This window comes from Candidatus Ponderosibacter sp. Uisw_141_02 (genome assembly GCF_048087665.1).
Taxonomy (GTDB): domain Bacteria; phylum Pseudomonadota; class Alphaproteobacteria; order Puniceispirillales; family Puniceispirillaceae; genus UBA3439.
In genome coordinates, this window is record NZ_CP159807.1 from 1,402,643 (window position 1) to 1,424,150 (window position 21,508).

General features: G+C 51.5%; 19 protein-coding genes and 1 other RNA gene. 5 read left to right on the plus strand and 15 right to left on the minus strand.

Features of this window, described 5'->3' with window-relative positions:
* Window positions 1-142: 142 nt before the first annotated feature.
* On the minus strand, window positions 143-1,096 hold the full coding sequence (gene miaA / locus ABXT40_RS07120; RefSeq protein WP_443644932.1) for a tRNA (adenosine(37)-N6)-dimethylallyltransferase MiaA: 954 nt from the start codon (window positions 1,094-1,096) through the stop codon (window positions 143-145).
* Window positions 1,097-1,141: 45 nt separating this feature from the next.
* Between miaA and serB the strand changes: the two genes are divergently transcribed.
* Window positions 1,142-2,074 carry a phosphoserine phosphatase SerB gene (gene serB, locus ABXT40_RS07125; RefSeq protein ID WP_443644933.1) on the plus strand — a complete coding sequence of 311 codons (933 nt, stop codon included), beginning with the start codon at window positions 1,142-1,144 and terminating at the stop codon, window positions 2,072-2,074.
* A gap of 99 nt (window positions 2,075-2,173) precedes the next feature.
* Here the strand turns inward: serB and ABXT40_RS07130 are convergent, their stop codons facing one another.
* The 3 genes from ABXT40_RS07130 to hflK form a co-directional block, all read right to left on the minus strand.
* On the minus strand, window positions 2,174-3,652 hold the full coding sequence (locus ABXT40_RS07130; protein ID WP_443644934.1) for a DegQ family serine endoprotease: 1,479 nt from the start codon (window positions 3,650-3,652) through the stop codon (window positions 2,174-2,176).
* A gap of 257 nt (window positions 3,653-3,909) precedes the next feature.
* Complete coding sequence (gene hflC / locus ABXT40_RS07135) at window positions 3,910-4,794, minus strand: protease modulator HflC (RefSeq protein WP_443644935.1); 885 nt, start codon at window positions 4,792-4,794, stop codon at window positions 3,910-3,912.
* Window position 4,795: 1 nt separating this feature from the next.
* Window positions 4,796-5,914 carry an FtsH protease activity modulator HflK gene (gene hflK, locus ABXT40_RS07140; RefSeq protein ID WP_443644936.1) on the minus strand — a complete coding sequence of 373 codons (1,119 nt, stop codon included), beginning with the start codon at window positions 5,912-5,914 and terminating at the stop codon, window positions 4,796-4,798.
* A 246-nt stretch (window positions 5,915-6,160) separates the two neighbouring features.
* On the opposite strand from hflK, the gene ABXT40_RS07145 reads away from it, so the two are divergent.
* On the plus strand, window positions 6,161-7,252 hold the full coding sequence (locus ABXT40_RS07145; protein WP_443644937.1) for an Mrp/NBP35 family ATP-binding protein: 1,092 nt from the start codon (window positions 6,161-6,163) through the stop codon (window positions 7,250-7,252).
* Window positions 7,253-7,279: 27 nt separating this feature from the next.
* Here ABXT40_RS07145 and ABXT40_RS07150 read toward each other — a convergent pair whose 3' ends face one another.
* Window positions 7,280-7,819 carry a dihydrofolate reductase gene (locus ABXT40_RS07150; protein ID WP_443644938.1) on the minus strand — a complete coding sequence of 180 codons (540 nt, stop codon included), beginning with the start codon at window positions 7,817-7,819 and terminating at the stop codon, window positions 7,280-7,282.
* A gap of 11 nt (window positions 7,820-7,830) precedes the next feature.
* On the minus strand, window positions 7,831-8,625 hold the full coding sequence (locus ABXT40_RS07155) for a thymidylate synthase (RefSeq protein WP_443644939.1): 795 nt from the start codon (window positions 8,623-8,625) through the stop codon (window positions 7,831-7,833).
* A gap of 242 nt (window positions 8,626-8,867) precedes the next feature.
* On the opposite strand from ABXT40_RS07155, the gene ssrA reads away from it, so the two are divergent.
* The 3 genes from ssrA to ABXT40_RS07170 all read left to right on the plus strand — a co-directional run bounded on the left by ssrA (window position 8,868) and on the right by ABXT40_RS07170 (window position 11,551).
* Window positions 8,868-9,256: a transfer-messenger RNA gene (gene ssrA, locus ABXT40_RS07160) on the plus strand.
* A gap of 87 nt (window positions 9,257-9,343) precedes the next feature.
* Window positions 9,344-9,856: an SspB family protein gene (locus ABXT40_RS07165; RefSeq protein WP_443644940.1), complete on the plus strand. Its 513-nt coding sequence runs from the start codon at window positions 9,344-9,346 to the stop codon at window positions 9,854-9,856.
* An 87-nt stretch (window positions 9,857-9,943) separates the two neighbouring features.
* Complete coding sequence (locus tag ABXT40_RS07170) at window positions 9,944-11,551, plus strand: fumarate hydratase (RefSeq protein ID WP_443644941.1); 1,608 nt, start codon at window positions 9,944-9,946, stop codon at window positions 11,549-11,551.
* 152 nt (window positions 11,552-11,703) lie between these two features.
* Here the strand turns inward: ABXT40_RS07170 and bhcD are convergent, their stop codons facing one another.
* The 9 genes from bhcD to ABXT40_RS07215 form a co-directional block, all read right to left on the minus strand.
* Entirely contained in the window at window positions 11,704-12,690 is a 987-nt protein-coding gene (bhcD, locus tag ABXT40_RS07175; RefSeq protein ID WP_443644942.1) for an iminosuccinate reductase BhcD, read from the minus strand.
* Between the two features lie 48 nt (window positions 12,691-12,738).
* The gene (gene bhcC, locus ABXT40_RS07180) at window positions 12,739-13,896 is read right to left on the minus strand and encodes a 3-hydroxy-D-aspartate aldolase BhcC (protein WP_443646979.1); all 1,158 of its coding nucleotides are present in this window, start codon (window positions 13,894-13,896) and stop codon (window positions 12,739-12,741) included.
* A 2-nt stretch (window positions 13,897-13,898) separates the two neighbouring features.
* The gene (gene bhcB, locus ABXT40_RS07185; protein ID WP_443644943.1) at window positions 13,899-14,885 is read right to left on the minus strand and encodes a beta-hydroxyaspartate dehydratase BhcB; all 987 of its coding nucleotides are present in this window, start codon (window positions 14,883-14,885) and stop codon (window positions 13,899-13,901) included.
* A gap of 147 nt (window positions 14,886-15,032) precedes the next feature.
* Window positions 15,033-16,322, minus strand: coding sequence for a glycolate oxidase subunit GlcF (gene glcF, locus ABXT40_RS07190; RefSeq protein WP_443644944.1), 1,290 nt, complete (start codon window positions 16,320-16,322; stop codon window positions 15,033-15,035).
* Window positions 16,323-16,334: 12 nt separating this feature from the next.
* Window positions 16,335-17,525: an FAD-binding protein gene (locus ABXT40_RS07195; RefSeq protein WP_443644945.1), complete on the minus strand. Its 1,191-nt coding sequence runs from the start codon at window positions 17,523-17,525 to the stop codon at window positions 16,335-16,337.
* 50 nt (window positions 17,526-17,575) lie between these two features.
* The gene (locus tag ABXT40_RS07200) at window positions 17,576-19,063 is read right to left on the minus strand and encodes an FAD-linked oxidase C-terminal domain-containing protein (protein ID WP_443644946.1); all 1,488 of its coding nucleotides are present in this window, start codon (window positions 19,061-19,063) and stop codon (window positions 17,576-17,578) included.
* Between the two features lie 213 nt (window positions 19,064-19,276).
* Entirely contained in the window at window positions 19,277-19,402 is a 126-nt protein-coding gene (gene ykgO / locus ABXT40_RS07205; RefSeq protein ID WP_443644947.1) for a type B 50S ribosomal protein L36, read from the minus strand.
* Between the two features lie 114 nt (window positions 19,403-19,516).
* The gene (gene msrA / locus ABXT40_RS07210) at window positions 19,517-20,146 is read right to left on the minus strand and encodes a peptide-methionine (S)-S-oxide reductase MsrA (protein ID WP_443646980.1); all 630 of its coding nucleotides are present in this window, start codon (window positions 20,144-20,146) and stop codon (window positions 19,517-19,519) included.
* A complete protein-coding gene (locus ABXT40_RS07215; protein ID WP_443644948.1) occupies window positions 20,038-21,468 on the minus strand; it encodes a phosphoglycerate kinase in 1,431 nt (476 codons plus the stop codon). The genes msrA and ABXT40_RS07215 overlap by 109 nt, the downstream gene beginning before the upstream one ends.
* Window positions 21,469-21,508: the final 40 nt, after the last annotated feature.

Below are 21,508 nucleotides of genomic sequence, written 5' to 3' on the forward strand. Positions count from 1 at the left end.
GCAAACCAATCGATTCCATGGATCAAAAATATCGTCATGACGCGCGATCAAGCAAAACGTCATCACAAAATCTTCAATTTCCAGAGAACAGCTTGGTTTATTGCAATGGTTTGCCAGTTTTTACCCGACGGGTCAACCATTTTTAGCGAATAAGTGAAAAGATACTTTCCATTAAACTTTCCGATAATTTCGTATTTAGCGTAATTTGCGCATTATAATTATTTCGCAGCCATGTCATTTGCCGTTTTGCATAACGGCGGCTGTCGCGTTTGGCGAGATGGGCCGCTTCATCAACTGTCATTTCCTGTTCAAGAACCGCCTTTAACGCGGTGACGCCAAGTGCCTTCATCAATGGCAATGACGGATCAAGCTGCCTGTTAATCAACCGCCCGACCTCGTCCATCGCGCCTTGCTCCAGCATCACATCGAAACGCGCATCAATGCGAGCATACAAAACATCGCGCGGCGGCAGCATCGCAACTTTTACCGGCCTGCCAATCAGCGCGCCTTCATGCTCGGCTTTCTGGAATTGGCCAAGCGCGATGCCAGTAGCGTTAAAAACCCCCATTGCGCGGATCAGTCTTTGACGATCACCATCGGCAAGCCGTGACGCAACCAGCGGGTCATGACGCGCCAGCTTTTGCCGGAATGCTGCTCCACCAATGTCATCAAATACCGCCACGCAATCTTGATGGATAGTGGCTGGCACATCGGGAATGGCGGCAATGCCATTCACCGCCGCGTCAAGATACATGCCCGTGCCGCCAATGATGATTGGCATTTTGCCTCGTGCCCGGATTGCGGTCATCGCCGTTGCTGCCAATTCAAGCCATGCAGCAACCGACGCCCGATGCCCTCCATCCAGAACGCCATAAAGATGATGCGCAATATCCTGCATATCGGCCTTTGATGGGCGCGCTGTCAAAATCGACAAATCGGCATAAAGCTGCATCGAGTCAGCATTGATCACCTCGCCATCAAACTGGCAAGCAAGATCAACCGCCAGCTGTGATTTACCTGATGCAGTCGGGCCTGCAATCATGATATAGCTGGCGGGCAGTTCGTCTTTCAGGGCGTTTTGCAGTGCTTTTGACACATTCAACTCCAATTTACCGCCAATTTGGCGGCAGGTGACTGCACTATGCACCATGCACTTGTTTTTTCAACCTCGAAGCATTCGTTTGGCGATGGTGATGCGGCATCATGGATCGCCGATCTTGCCGATGATTTTGCCTTTCTACGCCCCTTGGACGCGCCATATTGGCTTCATCAAGGCTATGCGGCTGAACTGATTTGCCAGCCTGATGACGGTTTTGAGGCAAAGAGTCTGGAGCATGACGACGCTTTTCAAATATTGCGCCGCCGCGCCGCCGACAAGCAATTGGACGTCAACATCGTTCCCGCCAACCGGCGCCGCAAACAAATCCTAATTGCCGATATGGACAGCACGATCATCACTAGCGAATCTCTTGATGATCTGGCCGTACTTGCCGGTCTTGGCGATGCTGTGACCGCCATCACCAAACGCGCAATGGCGGGTGAAATTGATTTTGAAGGCGCGTTATTTGAGCGTGTTAGCATGCTGGCTGGCAAATCCAGTCGCCTGTTTGATCAATTGATTGCCACCGCAAAGCCAACATCTGGCGCCATTGAACTTGTTCACACAATGCGTGCCAATGGCGCAAAATGCTACCTTGTGTCGGGTGGGTTTGACGTCATCACGGGCCCCGTTGCCGCGCGTTGCGGATTTCATGACCATCACGCCAATCATATGCATGTGCGCGATGGCAAAATTATGGGCACGGTTCAAACGCCAGTTCTCGATCGCAACGCCAAAGCCGCCTATCTTGCGCATTATTGCAAGCAGAACGGCATTGATCCGATTGATGCGGCGACCATTGGCGATGGGGCAAATGATCTGGCGATGCTGCAAGCCGCCGGCATGGGCGTGGCATTTGAGGGCAAGCCATTGCTGTTGGCCGAAGTTGCAATCCAGCTTAACCATACTGATCTCCGCGGCCTGCTCTATCTTCAAGGCTATGAACAGCGTGATTTCATCGCAGATAAAATTTAGAGTTTCAGTAAATTTCACTCAGAGAAAAAGGGGCCGAAACCGGCCCCTTTGTTTTTGATAGCGAGCATGGCATTTGCCATTTCGCATTATCGGAACAGCCTATTTCTTGGCAAAGCTGATCTGAATAAAGCGTTCACGGCCTTCGCGTTCGATCAGGATCAAAATCCCTGAACGTCCACCTTTTTCAGCATCATTGATATCCTTGGCAAGATCGGCCACGCCTTCAACCGGACGCTGGCCAAATCGCCGCAAGATATCACCAACCTGAAGCCCTTTTTCGGCAGCAGGACTGCCAGCAATCACCTCGCTGACAACAACACCGGTCTTTTCGGCATCAAGCCCCATCTCCCCAGCAATTTTCGGGGTTAGGTTCTGCACTGAAAAACCAAGGCTGCCAAAGCTTTGTTTGGCATCACCTTGCGCTGATTTATCACCTCCAGCAAGGCCAACAAGCTCGGCTTTTTCCAATTCACCAAGGGTGATTTGAACCGTCTTTGTCTTGCCTTGGCGGAATAGTTCGACATCAACCTTTGTGCCAATATCGGTTTCGGCAACAATGCGTGGCAGATCACGCATCTTATCAATGACCTTGCCATCAAATTTCACGATCACATCCCCTGGCTGAACACCACCTTTGGCAGCTGGACTATTTTCATTGGTCGATGACACCAGCGCCCCACCTGCCTCTTTCAAACCAAGTGATTCGGCAATATCAGGTGTGACCTCTTGGATGAAAACACCAAGCCAGCCACGACGCGTTTGGCCAAATTCAACAAGCTGGCTTGCAACTCTGCTTGCCAGATTTGACGAAATCGCAAAGCCGATTCCAACAGACCCGCCGGATTGCGAATAGATGGCCGTATTGATGCCAATTACCTCACCAGCAATGTTAAACAAAGGGCCACCAGAGTTACCACGATTGATCGACGCATCGGTCTGGATGAAATCATCATAAGGGCCGTTGCCAATGTCACGGCCGCGCGCCGAGACGATTCCGGCTGTTACCGTGCCGCCAAGGCCAAAGGGATTACCAATTGCAAGCACCCAGTCGCCAACGCGCAATTCATCCGAATTGCCAAAAGCAACCGCGGTCAGTTTGGTTTCGCCCGGCTCAATTTTCAGAACCGCAATATCGGTCTTTTTATCCTGACCCAAAACCTTGGCGGTAAAGCTTGTTTCATCAGACAAAATAACACGAATTTCCTCTGCGTTTTCGATCACATGATAATTGGTGACGACAATACCTTCAGCATCGATGATAAAGCCTGACCCAAGCGATTGCGCTTTGCGTTGGCGATCATTATCGCCAAAATTTTTGAAAAACTCTTCAAATGGTGAGCCTGGTGGGAATTGCGGCATGTCCACGCTTGGCCCGTCACTGACGATTGTGGTGGTTGAAATATTAACCACCGATGGTGATAGTTTTTCGACTTCATCTGCAAATGAGTCCGGCCGCTGGGCTGCCGACACGCCAAACGAAACAAACATAATCGTGAATGCCACGGCAAAGGACACAACAATGTCACTGCGCATGTGACTTAGAGGTTGCCGGATGGGCTGCAACAGTCTGACAAGCATAATAAACACTCCCTGAGGATACTGAGATCGGTAAAATACATAGAACCACCCGCAATTGCCGGTGCTTAACTTTTTTTGTCAAGCCGTAACAGCGTGACCAAAAAAAGGCAGTTTCGTGTTCTTTTCGGCCATTCCCTAAAAGCCGCCAGAAGGCCGCTACAAAAGCGGCTGTAAAAAAGGGGCCGGTTATGTTGATCAGCCAGATATTGCACTGCATCTAATCAACCAGCCGCCCCCCTTAGCTTGGTTATCTATCCCTATTTGGATTTGGCAGGCGTACCGTCCTTATCCAAGAAGAAGCGGAAGAATGCGCTATCTGGTGACAGCACCATCGATGTATCCTTTTCGGTAAAGGATTTCCGATAAGCTTCCATTGACCGATAGAAAGCAAAGAATTCCGCATCCTGACCAAAACTTTCCGCATAGATACGGATCGCTTCAGAGTCACCGGCACCGCGTGTTTCCTGCGCGGTTCGCTGGGCTTCGGAGATGATCACAGTCCGGATCTTTTCCGCTGCCGAACGGATCTTCTGTGCTTCTTCTTCACCTGTGGCGCGGAATTCCTTGGCCTCTCTTGTCCGCTCTGATTTCATGCGGTTAAAGATGTTCTGGCTGGTAGCTTCAGGATAATCGGCACGGCGAAGCCTCACATCAATGATCTGTATACCAAGCGAAGAAACAGATTCGTTCACTTCGTCACCGATAGACCGCGTGATGTCATTGCGCTGCCCAGTTAAAATTGATGCCAAAGTTTCGTTTCCAAGAGCTCGACGAACTGACGAGTCGATAATAGCCTCGAGACGTCCGCGTGCGCCGAATTCATTCCGGACTGTTTGATAGAACAGTAATGGATCGGAAATTTGATAACGGGCATAGGCATCCACCATCAACCGCTTCTGATCAGACAGGATAACTTCCTGCGCATCCTGCGGGATCAGGCTAAGAACGCGCTTTTCGTAATAAGTGACGTCCTGAATGAACGGCAACTTGAAAGAAAGGCCCGGTTCCTGAATGGTCCGTTTCGGTTCACCCAATTGCAGAACAAGCGCCTGCTGGGTCTGGTTTACAGTGAAGGCTGAGTTGTAAGCTGCAAAAACACCAGCAACCAACAACACAATAGTCGCTAAACGAAATGACGCCATGTTACTGCCCCCCCGCTGACTTGTTTAATTCTTTCAAAGGTAGGTATGGCACAACACCATTGCCACCGCCCTGACCATCGATAATAACCTTTTCAACGTTCGAGAAAATTTCCTCGACTGTTTCGATATAGATCCGCTCGCGGGTCACACCTTTATCTTGAAGATATGCCTGATATATCTGGTCAAAACGCGATGCGTCGCCTGATGCACGGTTGACCACTTCTGACTGATAGGCTTCGGCTTCGGCAACCAGTTTGGCTGCTGCACCACGCGCTCGTGGCACAATATCATTACTGAAGGATTCAGCTTCGTTCTTGAGCCTGTCCCGGTCTTGGCGCGCACGCTGCACCTCGTTAAAGGCATCAATAACATCTGCCGGCGGATCAACCGCCAAAAGCTGAACATCACGAACCCTCACACCAACGCCATATTCATTCAACAAATCTTGCAGCTGCTGGCGAGCTTGGACTTGAATAGACTGACGCCCTTCAGTTAGGACATTTTTGATAGGCGTCCGACCGATGATTTCGCGCATCACCGCTTCAGCTGTTACTTTGATGGTGTCATCCGGTTCGGCAAGATTAAACAAATACTCACCAGCATCTGAAATTCGCCAAAAGACTACAAAATCAATATCAACGATGTTTTCATCCCCCGTGATCATCTGACTTTCGTCTTTAATGTCCCGGCGTGATGAAGAATTACCAGTTACATCCCGAAACCCGATTTCAATTCGGTTATCGCGTGTCACTTCTGGACGCATAACTGACTCGATAGGGAACGGGAGGTGATAATGCAGGCCTGGCGGGCTAGTACGAATCCATTCGCCAAAGCGCAGAACAACACCCTGCTGTTGTGGGTTTACGCGGTAAAAACCGGTCGCACCCCAGATCAGCGCAAAAACAATCGTCAAAAGCAGAATTGAACGGCCACCACCGCCCCCACTTGGCATCATCCGGCGCCAAGCCTCTCCGAACTGACGGATTACCGCGTCAACGTCCTGTGGAGGCTGACCGCCGCCACCTTGACCCCAAGGGCCGCCACCGTTTCCGCCGCCACCTTGGCCCCACGGACCGCCGCCGCCTTGGCCACCTTGGCCACCTTGATTATTCCATGGCATGATGCTCTCGCTCCCTCGCCCTTTGATAATCGTGTTGCCGTGTTCATAACCCAACATCACGACCAATACGTTTCATGGCCTTACAATTTCGGCATTGTTATCATTGCTGCTACATCAATTACTACCCTTAACTTGCAAAACGCTTGTCAAAGGCTTATGTCACAGTCTCAATTAAGACTTCCACTAATATTTGCATAGAAGCGGTTGATTTCAAGAATGACAAACGAATTGAACGAAAGAAAAATTATGGAGGCTCTTTCTGGCGTCGTTATACCCGGATCTGAGCAGTCAATTTTTGATTCTGGCGCTGTTTCAGGAATAGTTATCAAGGACGGCCATATTGGCTTTACCATCGAAATTGATCCAAAAGATAAAGATAAGGCCGACGCGGTTCGCAGTTCGGCCGAAAAGGCTGTTCTGGCGCTTGACGGCGTGCTGTCGGCAACGGCAATGCTGACCGCGCATCAGGCCGGCCCAACCATGCAGTCGAAGGGCGATGATCGTGGCACGCCAATTGGCGCTGGCCAGCAAATGCAGGCCGAACCACATCAACCAGCCAAATATGTCATTGCCGTTGCCTCGGGCAAGGGCGGTGTTGGCAAATCAACAACCTCGATCAATCTGGCCTTGGCGCTGGCAGCAACCGGGAAAAAAGTCGGCATTCTTGACGCTGATATTTACGGCCCGTCATTGCCACGGCTTATTGGCTTGAACCGCAAACCACAAAGCGATGGCAAAAAAATCGTACCCATCGAAGCATGGGGTCTGCAAACCATGTCGATTGGCTATCTTGTCGCCGAGGATGCGCCGACCATCTGGCGCGGGCCGATGGTGATGAGTGCCATCGAGCAAATGCTTCGTGATGTCGCCTGGGATGCGCTAGATATTCTTGTCATTGATATGCCGCCTGGAACAGGTGATGCGCAATTGACCCTGTCCCAGCGTGCTGCGCTGGCCGGTGCCGTGATCGTCTCGACACCGCAGGATTTGGCTTTGATCGATGCGCGCAAGGGTCTGAATATGTTCCGCAAAGTGAATGTGCCGCTTCTTGGGATTATTGAGAACATGAGCCATTTCCTGTGTACTGAATGCGGCGCAAGACATGAAATTTTCGGCAATGGCGGCGCCCGCGCCGAAGCCGCCAAACTGGGCGTACCGTTCCTTGGTGAAGTGCCACTGGAAATGGCGATCCGCGCAACCTCAGACGAAGGCACGCCGATCGTGGCAAGCCAGCCAGACAGCCCGCATGCCGCCCATTATCGGGCAATTGCCGCGGCGGTTTTGCAAACGCTTGAGCGCAACGCACCAAAAGCCAGCCCAAAGATCATCGTCGAATAGCCGCCGAGACCATCTGCCAAGTTGTGCCTACGCCATCGGCTTTGCGGTGATACGCCTAATTGCGCGTTCATAGCGATAGGCGGGCACATCACCAGCGGCATCAATTTCGGCCTCGATTTCGATGTCCCATTGATCGGCTGGTAAATCAGGGAAGAAAGCAGCATCTTTGCCGCCATTAGCGGCAATATTGATGACGGTTCGTTCAACGCGGTGACAATAATCCAGCCCTTGGGCATAGATTTCGCCGCCGCCAAACAGAATGATCTCTGGCCGTGCCTCGGCGGTGGCTTCAATCCAGTCACGCGCTGCTGCGATGGCTGCGGTCATTGTTGCAACGCCAACGGCACCATCAGCCGCCCAATCAGCATCACGCGTCATCACGATACTGGCACGCCCCGGCAATGGCCGGCCAATCGAATCCCAGGTTTTGCGCCCCATAATCAAAGGGCAACCCATGGTGAGCGTTTTGACACGTTTCAGATCATCAGGAATATGCCAGATCAGCCCTGTACCATCACCAATCACACGGTTTTCGGCCATTGCCACAACGGCTGTCATATGGATCATCACCATGACCGTCAAACCGCAATTGGCGCGGCAATATGCGGCGCAGCAACATAATCAACAATTTCGAAATCTTCAAATTTGAAGCCGTCGATTTGATCGGGAATATTCCGAATTACCAGTTTTGGCAGCGCCGTTGGCTGGCGGCCAAGTTGGGCGCGGGCTTGTTCGAAATGATTGGCATAAAGATGCGCATCGCCAAGCGTATGCACAAATTCACCCGCCTTCAGCCCACAAATGGCGGCGATCATATGCGTTAACAGTGCATAGGAAGCGATATTGAATGGCACGCCCAAGAAACAATCGGCGCTGCGCTGATAAAGCTGGCAGGACAAACGCCCATTCGCGACCTGAAACTGAAACAGGCAATGGCATGGTGGCAAGGCCATATTCGGCACATCAGCCGGATTCCAAGCGGTTAACATCAAGCGCCGCGAATCCGGATTGGTTTTAATCATCTCAATCAAATCGGCAAGCTGGTCAATTTCGGTGCCATCAGGCGTTTGCCAATGGCGCCATTGTTTGCCATAGACCGGCCCCAAATCACCATTTTCATCCGCCCAATCATTCCAGATTGATACACCATTTTCCTGCAAATAGCGGACATTCGTATCGCCACTGATAAACCATAGCAATTCATGGATAATTGATTTGATATGCAGCTTTTTCGTGGTCAATAACGGGAATCCATCGGAAAGGTCAAACCGCATTTGATGGCCAAAAACCGCTCTTGTGCCGGTGCCGGTGCGATCGCCACGATCAACACCGTCATCCAAAATTCGTTGCAATAAATCCAGATATTGCCGCATTCGCAGGCCTCTCTTAATCACTTGATTGACATTTTATCACCGCGCGTCACGCAAAAGATCCCGATCGACGCTTATACCGCCGCGAAGGCATCTATGTATCGTTTGGTTAAAATGGCATGGCCATACGTCACGGTGCAAGCGGATAATCGGATAATCCACCTGCCGTAAATATGGCCAATCTTTTGCCCAAAAGGGGCGAATCATGCGGTTATCACGCCGCAAAGACAATTCAGTGCAAAACTATCCTTTAAAACCGGCGTCATTGCTTCTATATTAAAGGTGCTGGTTCGCCAGCTATGGCGATAAACGTGCTGTAGAATAAGCAGAGCGGACCCGGGGGCGGTACCCGGCGCCTCCACCATTTTAGCCCGAAACGATGGCCATCACGGCCAGCAGCAGAATTTGGGCTAAAAGATTGGGGGCGAAATAGGATCGACGCATGTGGTAAAGGCAGTATTTTTGCTCGGTATGGTACCCGCCGTTATCGGGCCATGTAGTAGTTGCAAATGACAACACTGCTCCGGTAGCAATCGCAGCCTAAAGGCAGCGGGAGTAACCGATCTTAAGTCCAGATCGATTGAGCTCGGTCTGGCGGGGTTTGGGGCGCACCTGGCAACAGAAGCGTTCCGCTTTGCCTTGGCCAATCAATAACAAAGGTGCATGTTCATCTATCGATTTTCCATCACCCTGCCCGATGCCACAGAAAGACCAAAACCTCATGACCGATAACGACATGCTGCAAACCGGCTTGAATTATGAACTTTTGGTAGAAGATGCGCTTCGGTCGGTGGTTCGATCGTCGCTTAGCATTGTGCAAAAGGTTGGGCTGCCCGGTGAAACGCATTTCTATATTGGCTTTTCAACAACCTATAAAGGTGTTGAAATCGATGATCATCTTCGCGCCAAACATCCAGAAACTATGACAATCGTTCTCCAGCATCAATTTGCCGATTTGATTGTTGGGGAAGATGAATTTTCGGTCACTTTATTCTTTGGCGGCAAGCCAAGCCCGATGATCATTCCCTTTGAGGCCGTGACCAGCTTTAACGACCCGTCGGTTGGCTTTGGGTTACAATTCGGGACTGCCGACGATGATGACAGCGATGAAGATGATCATGATGATGACATCCCGCCATCAGATGATCAGCCAGCGCAAAGCAATGATGATGCCTCTGGCAATAGTGCCGATGTTGTGTCGCTTGACACCTTCCGAAAAAGACCGACAAAATAAAAATCCAATGATCGGCTGGCAGGCCGCTACGTGCATGCCATGCCAAATATCTGTTCATTTGCCATTTGATATTTACAGGATTTAGCCATGGCCGATTTTGCCTATAGCCCGATGTTTCCAACAACCGCCGACACAACCGAATATGAGCTAGTGTCCAGCGATCATGTCCGGCTTGTCGAAATGGCGGGCGAAACCTTCCTTCGGGTTGATCCGGAAGGCCTAACCCTTCTCGCCGAACGTGCCTTCACCGATATTTCACATCTGCTTCGAAGCAGCCATCTTGGCCAGCTTGCCGATATTCTCAAAGATCCCGAAGCCACCAAGAATGACCGGTTTGTCGCATTGGAAATGCTGAAAAACGCCGTTATTTCCGCCGAAGGCCTGTTGCCAATGTGCCAAGATACTGGCACGGCACTGGTAACTGGTTATCGTGGTGATCATGTTTTGGTCAATGGTGATGATGGCGAGGCGCTATCGCGCGGCATTTACAACACTTATCAAAATTGCAATTTGCGCTTTTCACAGCTTGCAGCGCATAGCATGTTTGAAGAAAGCAATACTGCCACCAACCTTCCGGCGCAGATCGAAATCAACGCCGGCAAAGGCCTTGAATATAAATTCGCCTTTATTCAAAAGGGTGGTGGATCAGCAAACAAAGCCTTTTTGCATCAGAAAACCAAAGCCGTTCTCAATCCTGAGTCGCTCCGCGAGTTTGTCCGCACCGCCATTATAGAGCTTGGCACCTCTGCCTGTCCGCCCTATCACCTTGCGATTGTGATTGGCGGCACATCAGCCGAACTGACGATGAAGACGGTCAAAATGGCATCAATCAAGGCGCTTGATAACCTGCCAACCGAAGGCAATGCGCTTGGTCATGCATGGCGCGATCTCGATTGGGAAGCAGAAATCCTGCAAATCACCCGTGACCTTGGCATTGGCGCGCAATTTGGCGGTAAATATTATTGCCATGATGTACGCGTCATTCGCTTGCCGCGTCACGGTGCCTCTTGCCCGATTGGCATTGGCGTGTCCTGCTCGGCGGACCGGCAAGCTTTTGCCAAAATCACTCCCGAAGGGCTGTTTATCGAAACCTTAGAGCGCGATCCGGCAAAATTCCTGCCCGACCTATCCGATCAGCCCGAAGATGATGTTGTTGCCATCGATCTGAACAAGCCGATGAGCGAGATCCTGGCAAGCCTTAGCGCCCATCCGGTTGAAACGCGGCTTGCGCTCACTGGCCCGTTGATCGTGGCGCGCGACATTGCCCATGCCAAATTGCTGGAACGGCTGGATCAAGATGGCCAATTGCCCGATTATTTCAAAAACCATCCAGTTTATTATGCGGGGCCAGCAAAGACCCCAAAAGGCATGGCATCGGGGTCATTTGGCCCAACCACGGCTGGCCGCATGGATTCCTATGTTCCAACCTTTCAGGCCAATGGCGGGTCAATGGTGATGCTTGCCAAGGGCAACCGGTCACGCATTGTTCGCGATTCCTGCAAAGAACATGGTGGTTTTTATCTTGGCTCAATTGGCGGAGTTGCCGCCAAACTGGCACTTGAATCAATCAAGAAAATCGAAGTTTTGGAATATCCAGAGCTTGGCATGGAAGCCGTCTGGAAAATCGAAGTTGAAAATTTTCCAGCCTTCATCGTGATGGATGATAAGGGCAATGATTTCTTTGATCTTGGCTAGCCGCGTAACCTAACAGTGCGTTATAATACCGGCCAGAAACATTGAGGCCAACGTCATTGAGACATGCTGCATCCAGCAAATGCAAAGGCTGTTTTTGATTTTGGCACAGACATGACGCCAATCTTTTGCCAGCCGTTTTTTGCGGCTGTCGATCAGAATGAAACGGTTGTTGCCGATCCTGCCTCGATTGCGCGGCGCATGGCCACTGACGCCAGCGCCAGATCCTGCAAACCAACGCCGGTGCCGTCAAAAATGGTGATTTCATCATCGCGTGTCCGGCCACCATGATCTTTATTGATAACGCTGCCGATTGGCACAATTGCCCCTTCGGCAACAAGATTTGCGGCAATGGCATGCTGCGCCTCGCCAATCGTCACTGATTGCGCCACTTCATCGGTAAAACAGGTGCCAACCGAAAATAATGCCGGGTCGATTTCCTGTTTGCCCTTGGTATCGGTTCCCATACAGACAAGATGCGTTCCCGGGCTGACGTGCTCGGCCATCAAAAAGGGTTGATGCGACGAGGTGATGGTGATGATCACATCGGCTTGTGCCATTGCATCCGGCGTCACCGCCTCAAACGGAATTGCATGTTCATCGGCTAGCTTGGCAAGACGCGATAAGCCATCGGCTGACCGGTTCCAGCCTAAAATCTTGCTGAATTGACGCTGTTGCATCGCGGCGCGTAATTGGAAAACTGATTGATGGCCAGCCCCCATCATGCCTAGAACCGAAGCATCGAGGCGGGCAAGATGACTTATCGAAACCGCTGCGGCGGCGGCCGTGCGAACTGCGGTTAAATAATTGCCACCGATAATAGCTTGCAACCGTCCAGTATCGGGATCAAACAGAAAAACGCTTGATTGGTGGTTGCTAATGCCCGCATTGGCCATATTCTGCGGCCAGTATCCACCTGATTTCACGCCAAGCGCCATGCCAGCCCGGTCAAAGCCCGATTTAAAGCCATAAAGCGCATCAGCATGGCCAATCGCCTCGCGCACAACCGGAAAATTCACCGCATCGCCCGCCGCCATCGCCGCAAAAACACCTTCAACCGCGACAAAGGCATCCCTGTCACTCACAACATCATGGCACACATCTTCACGAACGATGACAACGCCGTCGCTGGTTTTAATCATGATATCCATTTTCCTTTTTTGCGGTGCCTTTGGCCGTTATTTCCAAGCCTAGAATGCCTTGCCGCGTGCAGTAATTGGCCAAAGAGCTTCGACCTTGCCATTGCGGACACCAACATACCAATCATGGACATTGCAGGTCGGGTCACAATGACCTGGCACCAGCTTTAATTTGTCGCCAACTTTCAGCACGCCGTCAGGATCGGCAATCACACCATGTTCATCTGAACATTTGATATATTCGACATCGGTTCGGCCAAAAATAACCGGCAAGCCACTATCGACCGATTGGGCTTTCAGGCCAGCGTCACAAATCGCTTTATCGGCCTTGGCATGGCTCATCACCGAGGTTAGAAGGAAAAGCGCATTTTGCCATTCGCCCTGATCAATCCGTTTGCCGTCACGGTCCAGAATACGGCCATAATCAGCATCCATGAAGGCGTAGGAACCACATTGCAATTCGTTATAGACGCCCGATTCACCCTCAAAATAATATGATCCGGTGCCGCCACCGCCAACAATATCACATTCCAGCCCAACTGATTTCAGCGCCGCAACAGCCTCGGCCACCATCGCAACCGCAATCTCAATTTTGGCTTTGCGTTCCTGATAATCGTCAAGATGCTGCATTGCGCCCTGATAGGCCTGAAGTCCGGCAAATTTCAACCCCTCAGCCGCGTCAATCGCCGTCGCAATCACCACCACATCTTCGGTCGATTGAACGCCGCATCGCCCTGCACCACAATCAATTTCAACAAGACATTCAATTTGGGTTCCATGCTTTACCGCGGCCGCCGACAAATCAGCGATATTCGCCAGATCATCAACACAGCAAATTGCCCGCGCACCAAGCTTTGGCAGACGTGCCAACCGGTCAATTTTGGCCGGATCACGAACCTGATTAGACACCAGAACATCCTTGATACCGCCGCGCACAAACGCCTCAGCTTCACTGACCTTCTGGCAGCAAACACCGCAACTGCCGCCAAGCTTTTCTTGGAGCAGCGCCACATCAACCGATTTATGCATCTTGCCATGAACGCGGTGACGCATATTATTATCTTTGGTGAATTGACCCATCTTGATGATATTGCGCTCCAGCGCATCAAGATCAAGAACAAGACAGGGTGTCTGGATATCGGCCTCATCCATGCCAACCATGGCGGGAATATTATAGCCAACTTCTAATTCTTCGGATTTTACCTGCATATTCACTGTTTGTCTCCTGTAGCTGTGATCCAGGGTAATTTATCCAAATCAACATTTCCGCCCGTAATAATCACACCAACCTTTTTGCCGCGAAATAGATCGGGATTTTTTAAAATAACCGCCAATGGCACGGCGCAGCTTGGCTCAATCATCATTTTCATACGCTGCCATGTCAGTTTCATCGCATCAATGATTTCCTGTTCACTGGCGGTTAGAATGTCAGTCACATGGTTTGATACGAAATGCCATGTTAAATCTTTAAGCGGCACTTTCAGCCCATCTGCAACCGTTACCGGCGCATCATCGGCAATAATATGCCCTGCCTTGAAACTGCGATAGGCATCATCCGCCTGTTCAGGCTCGGCAGCGAAAATTTCTATTGATGGCGCAAGATGGCTTAGGGTCAGGCAAGTGCCCGAAATCATGCCGCCGCCGCCAATGGGCGCAACAACACAATCAAGGTCTTTTACTTGATCAATCAATTCCAATGAACAGGTTGCCTGCCCGGCAATCACCCGTGGATCATTATAGGGATGCACGAAATCGGCACCCGTCTTGGCAACCACTTCGGCAAATACCGCCTCGCGGCTTGTGGTTGACGGCTCACATTCGACAATTGTGCCGCCATAGCCGATCACCGCATCTTTTTTCGCCTGTGGTGCGGTTTTTGGCATAACAACTGTGCAAGGAATCCCGCGCCGTCCCGCCGCATAGCTTAGCGACAGCGCATGATTGCCCGATGAATGCGTGGCGACCCCTTTCGCCGCAGTTGCATCATCGAGGCCAAAAACAGCGTTTGACGCCCCGCGCACCTTAAACGCGCCTGCCTTTTGAAAATTCTCGCATTTGAAAAAAAGCTCGGCACCCGTTTTCGCATCAAGAAACTGACTTGTCACAATTGGTGTGCAGTGAATATGCGGCGAAATCCGCTCATGCGCTTTTTTGACATCGCTCAATTCAGGAATATTCAATTTTTTCTGATCAGTCATTTTGATCTCAAACTTCAAGATTTATGTCGGCTGTCGCCTGTCTGTTACGTCGATCATCAGGAACAAAACACATCTAAACCTATCCCAAGCAAGATGTGGTTCATTTACCACTAATTTCAACCCGAATGCAGCAAGATGATCTTTGGATTAGCGGGGGTTAGGCCCACCTGTTGCCCAATCAATAAATTGAACCGTATGGCGTACCGGCAAATCTTTCCGGTTTAACTGCGTGATACAGCCAATATTGCCAGCGGCGACAAATTGCGCGCCGGTTTTATCAAGGCTGTCCAATTTACGCGCTTTTAATTCATCAGCCATCTCGGGTTGAAGGATATTATAGACCCCTGCCGAGCCACAGCAAAGATGGCCATTCAGAGGTTGCACCACATCAAATCCGGCCTGACGAAGCAAACGCAACGGCAAATCATGGATTTTTTGCCCATGTTGAAGCGAGCAAGCCGAATGATAGGCAATCTTTCCGCGCCCCTCGGCAGGCGCTGGCTGCAAAATCGACTCGATATCAAGATTATCAAGCAATTCAGAAACATCAACGCATTTATCCGAAACCGCCTTGGCGATACTAGCAAGCTCGGCGTCATCTTTCATCATATGACCGTAATCCTTGACCATTGTTCCACAGCCAGACGCATTCACAACAATCGCATCAAGACCGCCCGATTTCATTTCATCATACCATGCCAGAACCGCCGCCCGAACCGTGTGATGCGCCCGATCAGTTTCGCCAATATGATGCGCCAACGCACCGCAACAATGCGCCTCGGACCGCACAACAACCTCGACACCAAGCCGATTGAGAACGCGGATCGTGCTTGCATTGATCTCGGGATCAAGCGCGCGCTGCGCACAGCCGGCCAGCAAGGCAACGCGCTTGACCGGTTTTTGATCGGGCGAAAATACCGCATTCTGGCCACCAACCCGATCAAATGGCTTTAACTCGGCCGGAATCTTGGCCAGAGCCGCGCGCATGGCCGCCGGCATCGCCCAGCGAAACAACCACCCGATCCGCGCCAGCGCAATCATCATCCGAAACCGGCCAGCATAAGGAATGATCATGCCAAGCATGCGGCGCATCATCTTGTCGGCAAATGGCCGCGGCACCAGCTTGTCCAGCTTTTCGCGACCAATATCGAGAAGATGCGGGTAATCCACACCCGATGGACAGGTGGTTGTACAAGACAGACAGCCAAGGCAACGGTCAATATGATAGCCGGTGTTAGCTGATACGGTTTCAGGGCTTTCCAGCACTTCACGCAACATCCAGATGCGGCCACGCGGGCTGTCGCGCTCATCGCCCGTAATCACAAAGGTCGGACAGGTGGCCGTGCAGAAACCGCAATGAACACATTTACGAAGAATGGCATCAGCTTCGGCGATTTGCGGGTCGGCAAGCTGGTCAGCGGTGAAATGAGTTTGCATAAACCTTGCTCCCTAGATGCCGTCGTGCATACGGCCAAAATTAAGAACCGACCGCGGGTCAAACGCTGCCTTTACCCGCTTGTGAAGCGCATAATGTGCTGATGACAGGGGCTGCAAAGGTGCGATGAGGTCTTTGCTATTACCTTTATCGCGGATCAATTGTGCGTGCCCATTGCCATTTGCCGCCAATGCCGATCGCATTGCCGTGCCAAATTCCGCCCCTGACGGTCCTGCAAGCCATAATAGCCCGCCCGCCCAATCAGCAAAAAACTGCAAATCAAAATGGTCAAAAAGTGTGGCAGTGATTGCCGGTGCCGAAGCCGGTGCGCAGGATAATTTCCAGATATCGCCATCGGCATCTGCCAGCAAATCAACATCCCGGATTTGCTGCCATAGTGCGGTGCTGGCATCGCTATCAAGCTTTACACCCTCTTTATGCGCTGCCAGCAAATGCGCGGCGCGATCAGCAACCGAAACATCAATCCCCTCAAGCCGGATGATGGCCAGCATCGCACCGGCAACATCAATACCCGCTTTTGCCGCAATGGCTTGTGGCAGAATGGCGGCCGCATTGGGTTCATGTGGACTGGCAAAAATACCGGCAATGCGGGCAACAGCCGCGCTAAGATCATCACAAGGAAATAAAAGGCTGATATTGGTTTCCGGCTTTGGCAGCGTTTTCAGCGTCACCTCATCAAAGATGGCCAATGTGCCATAAGACCCGCAAATCAATTTTGACAAATCATAACCAGTGACATTTTTCATCACCTTGCCGCCCGATTTGAACCGCTCGCCACGCCCCGAAATCGCATCAAACCCAAGCAAATAATCACGCGCGGCACCGGCGGTCAGGCGGCGAGGGCCGCTGGCATTGGTTGCCAGAACGCCGCCAATGGTTCCCGCCGACTGGCTGGCCAGAATCTTATGCAAGTCAGGCACTTCAAATGCCAACATCTGGTTTGCGCTGGCCAATGTCGATTCAACTTCGTGCATTGGCGTGCCAGCGCGCAAGGTCAGGATCAATTCATCAGGCTGATAGTCGATAATGCCGGAAAAAGCCGAAACATTTATCACGTCATCATAGTCGGCATCGCGGCCAAGCGCGGCCTTTGTTGCCATCGCTTGCACGCCGAAATGCTGTTGCTGTTCCATCGCATCGGCGATGACCGCAGCAGCGTCATCAAGCCCGGTTACGTTTATCATCTCGAAACTTACCCTTATCACTGCGGCAAAACCGGCAGTGGCCAAAAACCTTAAAAGCGCGGCAGATCAGGAAATGGCATTTTGCCCTTATGGACATGAAGCCGCCCCAATTCGGCACAACGATGCAAATGCGGGAACATCTTTCCCGGATTCAGCAGATGATCAGCATCAAAGGCGCATTTCAGCCGTTGTTGCTGTTTCATGTCCTCTTCAGTGAATTGAATTCCCATCAGATCACGTTTTTCAACGCCAACACCATGCTCGCCAGTTAAAACGCCGCCCATTTCAACACATGCCCGCAAAATATCAGCGCCAAAATCTTCGGCTCGTTGCAATTCACCGGGTTGGTTGGCATCAAACAGAATCAGCGGGTGAAGATTGCCATCACCAGCATGAAAGACATTGGCAACGCGCAATCCATATTTTTGGCTAAGCGACGCCATTCGCACCATCATATCTGGCAGGCGACGGCGCGGGATTGTGCCATCCATACATAAATAATCGGGCGAAATGCGCCCAACAGCGGGAAAAGCTGATTTCCGGCCAGCCCAGAATAGGTTGCGCTCTTCTTCGGAATTGCTGACTTTAAGTGATGACGCACCGGCGCTATCCATAATTTTGGCAACGCGATCAATTAATGTATTGACCTCAACTTCCGGGCCATCAAGTTCTATAATCAGCAGCGCGGCAGCCCCGCGTGGATAACCAGCATTGGCAAAATCTTCAGCCGCATTAATTGCCAGCCCATCCATCATTTCCATACCAGCCGGAATAATACCCGCTCCAATCACATCGCCAACAGCCTTTGCCGCTGATCCGGTATTATCAAACCCGACAAGAAGCGCACGCTGGGTTGCTGGCTTTTGCAAAATCCGCAACGTCACTTCGCTAACAATGCCAAGCAAACCTTCAGACCCGGTCATCACGCCCATCAAATCATAATCACCAGCATCAAGATGCTTGCCGCCAAGCCGCAGGATTTCACCATCAATGGTGACAAGCTCAATCCCAAGAAGATTGTTTGTTGTCAGACCATATTTCAGACAATGAACACCACCTGAATTTTCGGCAACATTACCACCAACAGAACAGGCAATCTGGCTTGACGGATCGGGCGCATAATAAAACCCATCCGCCTGAACCGCATGGGTAATGGCAAGATTGGTCACACCCGGCTGGGCAACGACACAACGATTTGTATAATCAACATCAAGAATCCGGTTAAATTTCCCAAGCCCGACAAGAACCGCATCAGCCAAAGGTAAAGCGCCGCCAGATAGCGATGTGCCTGACCCGCGCGGCACTACTTTGATGCCTTCGCCATGACAATATTTCATAACGGCGGCAATTTGCTGGACGGTTTCTGGCAGAACCACGGCGAGCGGAAGCTGACGATACGCAGACAGACCATCAGCATCATAGGCGCGGCGCCCTTCAACCGAATCAATCACACAATCGGCGGCGACCAATTCGCGAAGGTCACGACAAATGGTCTCGCGGCGATCAATAACGGCCTGATCTGGTTCTGGCATCTGCATGATAGGCTCCTGAGTAGATATATCCGCGAAAAAAACTGATAGCACCTTACTTATTCATTCCGCCCCGTAAGGCAGCCCCCTGCCATGATGCAGAACAGCCCGAGGTGACGCAATCGGAAATTCGGGCAAAAGAAACGGCCGGAAAACCCGACCGTACCTTGGATATTCTAAAAGCTTTGGACAGGCTGGTGGCACAATGCGCCACGCAAAGCCTTAACCCTGACGAGCCTTGAGGCGCGGGTTCTTCTTGTTGATTACATATAATCTGCCGCGACGACGCACCACCTGACAATGACGGTCGCGCGATTTCAACGTCTTGAGTGAACTAACAACTTTCATAATTTGGGGCTCCCAAATCGGCGGCCGTAGGCCTAAATGCTTAATAACGAGGCCGGAACCTAACATTGCCACGACCCGAGGTCAATCCTTGCATCGCGCTTTTCCCACGCCTTTTTAGATCTTTTTATTGTCGCCAGCCTGGCCTGCCGAAACACCCGTTCCCTGAAGGCCACAATAGCCATTTGGTACCTTATACAAATATTGCTGATGATAATCCTCGGCAAAGTAAAATTGGTCATTAACCGCGATCTCAGTTGTGATCTGGCCGAATCCGGCTTTTGCCAGCGCCTTTTGATATTGTTCGGCGCTTGCGGTGACGATGGCTAGATCATCATCATCCATCACAAAGATCGCCGACCGATATTGCGTGCCGCGATCATTTCCCTGCCGAAACCCTTGGGTGGGGTCATGCGCCTGCCAGAATGTTGTTAAAATACGGTCAAGCGTCAGCTTGGCGGGATCATAAACCACCAGCACAACCTCAGTATGACCGGTCAGTCCGCTGCAAGTTTCCTCGTAAGTAGGGTTTGGCGTCACCCCGCCAGCATAGCCAACCGCCGTGACATGAACACCGGGCAGCTTCCAAAACAGCCGTTCGGCACCCCAAAAACAGCCAAGACCAAGGACAATCTGCTTCATCCCCTTCGGCACAGAACCGGTAAGGGCCGTGCCAAGCACCGCATGATTGCCGCCAGCAAAAACTGTCGTGCCGCGACCGGCCAATGCTTCATCGACATTTGGCAAACGCGATTTAAACGGATTATCGAAAAACATGATGCTTGTCCTTTATGGCAATCCAGCCCTGCCCCATAACCAAAAATCTTATGACTAACCGTTCTGTAACCAAACGTTTTTTGGGCGTAATGGCTAGTCGATACGCAACGCCTCGACCCGGGCAAGCGTTTGCCCTCAAGCCATTCAAGAAACGCGCCGCCTGCGGTTGATACATAGGAGAATTGGTCATTCACCCCGGCATTTGCAAGTGCCGCCATCGTATCACCACCACCGGCAACACTCATCAGACCATCATTTTGCGTTTTTGCTGCAACAGCGCGCGCCAATGCCGTGGTTGCCGCGTCAAAAGGCGGAATCTCAAACGCGCCCATTGGCCCGTTCCAGACAATTGTCGAACAGCGATCAAGAAAGGCCATTGCCGCCGCCACCGATTCGGCACCAGCATCTAAAATCATTTCGCCATCGGCAACATCGTCACTGCTGACAAGGCGATGCGCGGCACCAAGTTTAAATTCACCCGCGACAACCACATCTTGGGGAAGCAGAATCTGGCAATTATGCGCAGCAGCACCATCCATAATCCGGCGCGCCGTATCGACCATGTCAGGTTCGGCAAGCGAGGCGCCAATTGGCTTACCTTTCGCCAGCAAAAATGTATTGGCCATCCCCCCGCCAAGCACCAGCCCATCGACCTGGGTAACAAGATTTTCCAGCAAGGCCAGCTTTGATGATACTTTTGCACCGCCAACAACCGCCCCAAGTGGGCGCACAGGCGATGATAGCGCCGCATCCAATGCCGCAAGTTCGGCCGCAAAAGACCGTCCAGCCGCCGATGGCATCAAACGCGGCAAGGCATCAACCGACGCATGCGCCCGATGCGCACAGGAAAAAGCATCACCAACATAAAGGTCACCAAGCGCCGCAAGGCTTTTAGCAAAGGCCAGATCATTGGCTTCTTCTTCAGGATAAAACCGCAGATTTTCCATCATTAGAATGTCGCCACCTGCCAGAGCTGCCACGGCCTTTTTCCCACCTCGGCCAATAACATCACTTTCCACTGGCACTGGCTGGCCAAGAATTCCGGCCATTGATTGCGCCACGGGGCGCACCGTCAGGGCTGGCACAAAGGCGCCTTTCGGCCGGCCAAAATGCGTTAGCACAACAACTTTTGCACCGCGCACCAGAAGGGATTGAACCCCCGGCATAACACGCCGGATGCGGGTATCGTCGCTAACCACCCCGTCAGCAAGCGGAACATTAACATCAAGTCGAAGAAGCACAGTTTTGCCAGCGACATCTAACTGGTCGGCAAATTGGAAATTAGCTGTCATGGTCGCTGGCCTCTGGCAATTAGTCGATTATTCGGTTTGG

Bases quoted from the DNA above. Each gene is read 5' to 3' on its own strand.
- serB (WP_443644933.1), top strand. From the start codon at position 1,142: ATGCACCATGCACTTGTTTTTTCAACCTCGAAGCATTCGTTTGGCGAT.
- ABXT40_RS07130 (WP_443644934.1), bottom strand. From the start codon at position 3,652: ATGCTTGTCAGACTGTTGCAGCCCATCCGGCAACCTCTAAGTCACATG.
- hflC (WP_443644935.1), bottom strand. From the start codon at position 4,794: ATGGCGTCATTTCGTTTAGCGACTATTGTGTTGTTGGTTGCTGGTGTT.
- hflK (WP_443644936.1), bottom strand. From the start codon at position 5,914: ATGCCATGGAATAATCAAGGTGGCCAAGGTGGCCAAGGCGGCGGCGGT.
- ABXT40_RS07145 (WP_443644937.1), top strand. From the start codon at position 6,161: ATGGAGGCTCTTTCTGGCGTCGTTATACCCGGATCTGAGCAGTCAATT.
- ABXT40_RS07150 (WP_443644938.1), bottom strand. From the start codon at position 7,819: ATGATCCATATGACAGCCGTTGTGGCAATGGCCGAAAACCGTGTGATT.
- ABXT40_RS07155 (WP_443644939.1), bottom strand. From the start codon at position 8,625: ATGCGGCAATATCTGGATTTATTGCAACGAATTTTGGATGACGGTGTT.
- ABXT40_RS07165 (WP_443644940.1), top strand. From the start codon at position 9,344: ATGACCGATAACGACATGCTGCAAACCGGCTTGAATTATGAACTTTTG.
- ABXT40_RS07170 (WP_443644941.1), top strand. From the start codon at position 9,944: ATGGCCGATTTTGCCTATAGCCCGATGTTTCCAACAACCGCCGACACA.
- bhcD (WP_443644942.1), bottom strand. From the start codon at position 12,690: ATGATTAAAACCAGCGACGGCGTTGTCATCGTTCGTGAAGATGTGTGC.
- bhcC (WP_443646979.1), bottom strand. From the start codon at position 13,896: ATGCAGGTAAAATCCGAAGAATTAGAAGTTGGCTATAATATTCCCGCC.
- bhcB (WP_443644943.1), bottom strand. From the start codon at position 14,885: ATGACTGATCAGAAAAAATTGAATATTCCTGAATTGAGCGATGTCAAA.
- glcF (WP_443644944.1), bottom strand. From the start codon at position 16,322: ATGCAAACTCATTTCACCGCTGACCAGCTTGCCGACCCGCAAATCGCC.
- ABXT40_RS07195 (WP_443644945.1), bottom strand. From the start codon at position 17,525: ATGATAAACGTAACCGGGCTTGATGACGCTGCTGCGGTCATCGCCGAT.
- ABXT40_RS07200 (WP_443644946.1), bottom strand. From the start codon at position 19,063: ATGCAGATGCCAGAACCAGATCAGGCCGTTATTGATCGCCGCGAGACC.
- ykgO (WP_443644947.1), bottom strand. From the start codon at position 19,402: ATGAAAGTTGTTAGTTCACTCAAGACGTTGAAATCGCGCGACCGTCAT.
- ABXT40_RS07215 (WP_443644948.1), bottom strand. From the start codon at position 21,468: ATGACAGCTAATTTCCAATTTGCCGACCAGTTAGATGTCGCTGGCAAA.